A 4,706-nucleotide genomic window follows, 5' to 3' on the forward strand; every position below is an offset into this window, starting at 1 on the left:
GCCGCCGGGTGCCCCCGTACACCCTGCCCGACCTGCTGGAGCGCGGACGGCGCGACCGGTCGATCCGCGAGCACCTCGGCGTGCTGGCCGCGCAGCGCGGCCGGTGGCTGGCGGCGCTCAACCCCGCCTGGGGCTACCTCCTCGACGAGCCCACGGGCGAGACGTGGGAGCTCGGCGGTTCGGCCGACCGCCTGGCCCACCTGCGCGCCCTCAGGGCGGCCGACCCCGGCGAGGCCAGGCGGCTGCTGGAGAGCACGTGGGAGCGCGAGACGCCCGACGACCGGGCCGAGTTCGTCGCCCTGCTGGCCGACGGGCTGAGCATGGACGACGAGCCGTTCCTGGAGGAGGCGCTCGACGACCGCCGCCGCGAGGTGCGCCAGGCCGCCGCCAACCTGCTCACCCGCCTGCCGGGCTCGCGCATGTCCCGCCGCATGGCCGAACGGCTCACCGCCTGCGTGACGATCACGGGTGACGTCATCGCCGTCGAGGCGCCTCAAGCGTGCGACAAGGCGATGGAACGCGACGGCGTACGCCCGAAGCCGCCCCGGGGCACCGGCGAGCGCGCCTGGTGGCTGCAGCAGATCGTCGCCCGCGCCCCTCTGTCGGCGTGGGGGCCGCCCGGCCGCATGCTGGAGATGCGCATCCCCGACTGGGACGCCGACGTGCGGGCCGCCTGGGTACGCGCCGCCGTCCTGCAGCGCGACCCCGAGTGGGCGCGCGCGATGTTCGGCTTCGACCCGATCGCCGACCTGCTCCAGGCGCTGCCGCCCGGCGAGCAGCAGGAGCTCGCCGCCCGGTTCGTCGAGGGCCGCGACCCCGACAGCCAGTTGATCATGGTGCTGGGCGGGGTGTCGTCCCCCTGGGGCGAGGAGCTCGCCACGGCCGTCCTTCACAAGATCACCAAAGTGAACGCCACGCAGCCGTGGAACCTCGGCGAGCTGGTCAGGCTGGCCGGCGAGCACATCGACCCGGCGCTGTTCCCGCTCGCGGCGAGCTACTCGCCCGTCGAGCCCATCCAGCAGGTCGCCGCCCTGCTGCGTTTCCGAGCTGACATGTACAAGGAGCTTGCCGCATGACCGTTCTGCGCCCGCACGCGGAAGACCAGTACGCCGAGGAGCTGGCCCTCCTGGCGAAGGACGACGACCGCCCGAGGCCGCCGGGCTGGAAGCTGTCGCCGTGGGCGGTGACCACGTACATCCTGGGCGACGGCGACCGGATCACCCCGAAATACGTGGGCGCGCGGCGCATCGTCGAGGTCGCCGTGGCCACCCTGGCCACCGACCGCGCGCTGCTGCTGCTTGGTGTGCCCGGCACCGCGAAGACGTGGTTGTCCGAGCACCTGGCGGTGGCGGTCAGCGGTGACTCGACGCTGCTCGTGCAGGGCACCGCCGGCACCGCCGAAGAGGCCGTGCGCTACGGCTGGAACTACGCCCGGCTGCTGGCCGAGGGCCCGTCGATCGAGGCGCTGACCCCCTCGCCGGTGATGCGCGCCATGGCCGAGGGCCGTGTCGCCCGCGTCGAGGAGCTCACCCGCATGCCGTCCGACGTGCAGGACGCGCTGATCACCGTGCTGTCGGAGAAGACGCTGCCGATCCCCGAGCTCAACCGCGAGGTCCAGGCCGAGCGCGGCTTCAACGTGATCGCCACGGCCAACGACCGCGACCGCGGCGTCAACGAGCTGTCCAGCGCGCTGCGCCGCCGCTTCAACACCGTCGTGCTGCCCGTTCCGGCCACCGCCGAGGAGGAGGTCGACATCGTCTCCCGTCGCGTCACCCAGCTCGGCCGCTCGCTGGAGCTGCCGGAGACGACGACCGGGCTGGAGGAGATCCGCCGCGTCGTGACCGTCTTCCGGGAGCTGCGCGCCGGGGTCACCGAGGACGGCCGCACCAAGGTCAAGTCGCCCAGCGGCACGTTGTCGACCGCCGAGGCCATCTCCGTGCTCACCAACGGCATCGCGCTGGCCGCCCACTTCGGCGACGGCGTGCTGCGGCCGTCCGACGTGGCGGCCGGCATCGTCGGCGCGGTGGTGCAGGAGCCGGTCTCCGACCGCGTGGTGTGGCGCGAATACCTCGAGACCGTGGTCCGCGAGCGCTCCGACTGGCGCGACTTCTACCGCGCCTGCCGCGAGGTCTCATGAGCGTCCCGGATTCCGGCGTCGCCGTCCTGGGGGTGCGCCACCACGGGCCCGGCTCGGCGCGGGCCGTGCGGCGCGAGCTCGAACGCCTGCGCCCCGACGCGATCCTCATCGAGGGGCCGCCCGAGGCCGACGGGCTGGTGGCGCTCGCCCCCGGCCTGGAGCCGCCGGTCGCCCTGCTCGCCCACGTGCCGGGTGAGCCCTCGCGTGCCGCGTTCTGGCCGTTCGCGGTGTTCTCGCCCGAGTGGCAGGCCATCCGGTACGCCACGTCCGCCGGCGTCCCGGTGCGCTTCTGCGACCTGCCCGCCGCCCACACGCTGGCGGGCGACGACGACCACGAGAGCGACGGCGACCACGACGGCGACCACGGCGGCGACCACGGCGGCGGCGTGCCGGCCGATCCCATCGGGGCCCTGGCCTCGGCCGCCGGCTACGACGACCCGGAACGCTGGTGGGAGGACGTCGTCGAGCACCGCGGCGACACGCCGTTCGAGGTGATCGCCGAGGCCATGACCGCCGTACGCGAGGGTTACCGGCCGGGCGGGCGTGAGGCGGCGCGCGAGGCGTACATGCGCAAGACCCTGCGCGCGGTCCTCAAGCAGGGGTTCGGGCGGATCGCGGTGATCTGCGGGGCCTGGCACGTGCCCGCGCTGGCCGGGCCCCTGCCGCCGGCCACGGCCGACAACGCGGTCCTGCGCGGCCTGCCCAAGGTCAAGGCGGAGCTGACGTGGGTGCCGTGGACGTACGGGCGGCTGGCGTCGTGGAGCGGCTACGGCGCGGGCATCACCTCGCCGGGCTGGTACCACCATGTGTTCGACGCGCCCGACCGGCCCGTCGAGCGCTGGCTCGCCGCCGCCGCGGCGGTGCTGCGCGACGAGGGGCTCGCCGTGTCGTCCGCGCACGTCATCGAGTCCGTACGCCTGGCCGGCGGCCTGGCGGCCCTGCGCGGGCGTCCTCTGGCCGGGCTCGGCGAGGTCACCGAGGCGGCCAGGGCCGTGTTGTGCGAGGGCGACGACCTCGCGGTCGAGCTGATCCGGCGGCGCATGGTCGTCGGCGACCGGCTCGGCCACGTCAGCGACGGCACCCCCATGGTGCCGCTCCAGCGCGACCTGCGCGAGCAGCAGCGGCGGCTGAGGCTCAAGCCGGAGGCGCTCGACCGCGAGATCGACCTCGACCTGCGCAAGCCCCTCGACCTCGACCGCAGCCAGCTGCTGCACCGGCTGCGGCTGCTCGGCGTCGGCTGGGGCACGCCGGGGCAGGCGCGCGGCAAGGGCACCTTCCGCGAGACGTGGACGCTGCAGTGGCGTCCCGAGCACGACCTCGCGCTCATCGAGCACGCCGCGCTCGGCACCACGGTGGCCGCCGCGGCGGCGCGGCGGGCCGCCGACCTCGCCGGGGCCGACTCCGCGACGCTGGCCGACCTGACGTCGCTGGTCGAACGGTGCCTGCTGGCCGACCTGCCGCAGGCGTTGCCCGAGGTGCTCGCGGCGTTGTCGGCCAAGGCGGCGCTCGACACCGACGTCACCCGCCTGATGGCGGCGCTGCCCGCGATGGTGCGCGCCCACCGCTACGGCGACGTGCGCGGCACCTCGGTGGCGGGGCTGGCGGCGATCGTCCGTTCGATGCTGGAACGCGTGTGCGTGGGCCTGCCGGTAGCGGTCACCGGCCTGGACGACGACGCGGCCGCGTCCCTCCTCAAACACGTCGACGCCGTCCACTCCGCCGTCGCCCTCCTCGACGACCCCGCCGCGGACACGGCCGCGTACACGGCCGAGGAGACGGCCGAGGACACGCCCGGCATCGGGGGGTCGCCGCGGGAGCGGTGGATGGGGACGTTGCGCGGCATCAGCGACCGGCAGGACCTGCACGGGCTCATCGAGGGCCGTCTCACCCGCATCCTGCTCGACTCCGGGGAGCTCGGCGACGCCGGCGACCGCATGTCGCGCGCCATGTCGAGGGGCCAGGCGCCCGCGCGCGCCGCGGCGTGGGTCGAGGGGTTCCTGGCCGGGGGAGGGCTGCTGCTGGTGCACGACCCGCGCCTGCTCGGCCTGGTGGACGACTGGCTCACCGGGCTGTCCGGCGACCAGTTCACCGACGTGCTGCCGCTGCTGCGCCGTACGTTCGGCGGTTTCGCCGCGCCGGAGCGCCGGGCGGTCGGCGAACGCCTGCGCGCGACGGGCCCCGGCGCCGCCCACCGCGCCGAAGCCGGCCCCGCCCAGGACCTGGACGAGCACCGCGCCGCCCCGGCCGTCGCCACCGTCCTGTCGATCCTCGGCAGGGGGACGGCATGACCGCCCAGCGGATCCCCAGCCCGGCAAGAGCGGGAAAGGGAGTGCGGAGGGGAGGCCACGCGCAGTGGCCGCCGAGGAGGGGCCGGCAGAGGAACTGGTGCGTGACGACGCGGAGGGATGGCGGATGAACGAGGCGGATGAGCGGTTGCGGCGCTGGCGGCTGGTGCTGGGCGGCGGTGCGGCCGACGGGATCGGCTGCGGGCTGGACGGCGCCGATGCCGGGATGGACGCGGCGCTGGCCGCCGTGTACGACGGCGGAGGCGGCGAGGGCGGTAGCCGGG

3 protein-coding genes are annotated in these 4,706 nt (G+C 75.3%); all 3 read left to right on the forward strand.

The genetic code is table 11. The features are described 5' to 3' along the window. Window positions 1-1,076, forward strand: a 1,076-nt coding sequence (locus E1286_RS46155; protein WP_132623589.1) for a DUF5691 domain-containing protein, incomplete at its 5' end; no start/stop codon positions are given. After that, on the forward strand, window positions 1,073-2,137 hold the full coding sequence (locus E1286_RS46160; RefSeq protein ID WP_132623591.1) for an ATP-binding protein: 1,065 nt from the start codon (window positions 1,073-1,075) through the stop codon (window positions 2,135-2,137). The genes E1286_RS46155 and E1286_RS46160, both read left to right, overlap by 4 nt. Beyond that, a complete protein-coding gene (locus E1286_RS46165; protein WP_132623593.1) occupies window positions 2,134-4,425 on the forward strand; it encodes a DUF5682 family protein in 2,292 nt (763 codons plus the stop codon). The genes E1286_RS46160 and E1286_RS46165 overlap by 4 nt, the downstream gene beginning before the upstream one ends. Window positions 4,426-4,706 lie beyond the last annotated feature (281 nt).

This window comes from Nonomuraea terrae, from assembly GCF_004348995.1.
GTDB lineage: Bacteria > Actinomycetota > Actinomycetes > Streptosporangiales > Streptosporangiaceae > Nonomuraea > Nonomuraea terrae.

Excerpts from the sequence above, each read along its gene's own strand:
- E1286_RS46160 (WP_132623591.1), top strand. The coding sequence starts at position 1,073 with ATGACCGTTCTGCGCCCGCACGCGGAAGACCAGTACGCCGAGGAGCTG.
- E1286_RS46165 (WP_132623593.1), top strand. The coding sequence starts at position 2,134 with ATGAGCGTCCCGGATTCCGGCGTCGCCGTCCTGGGGGTGCGCCACCAC.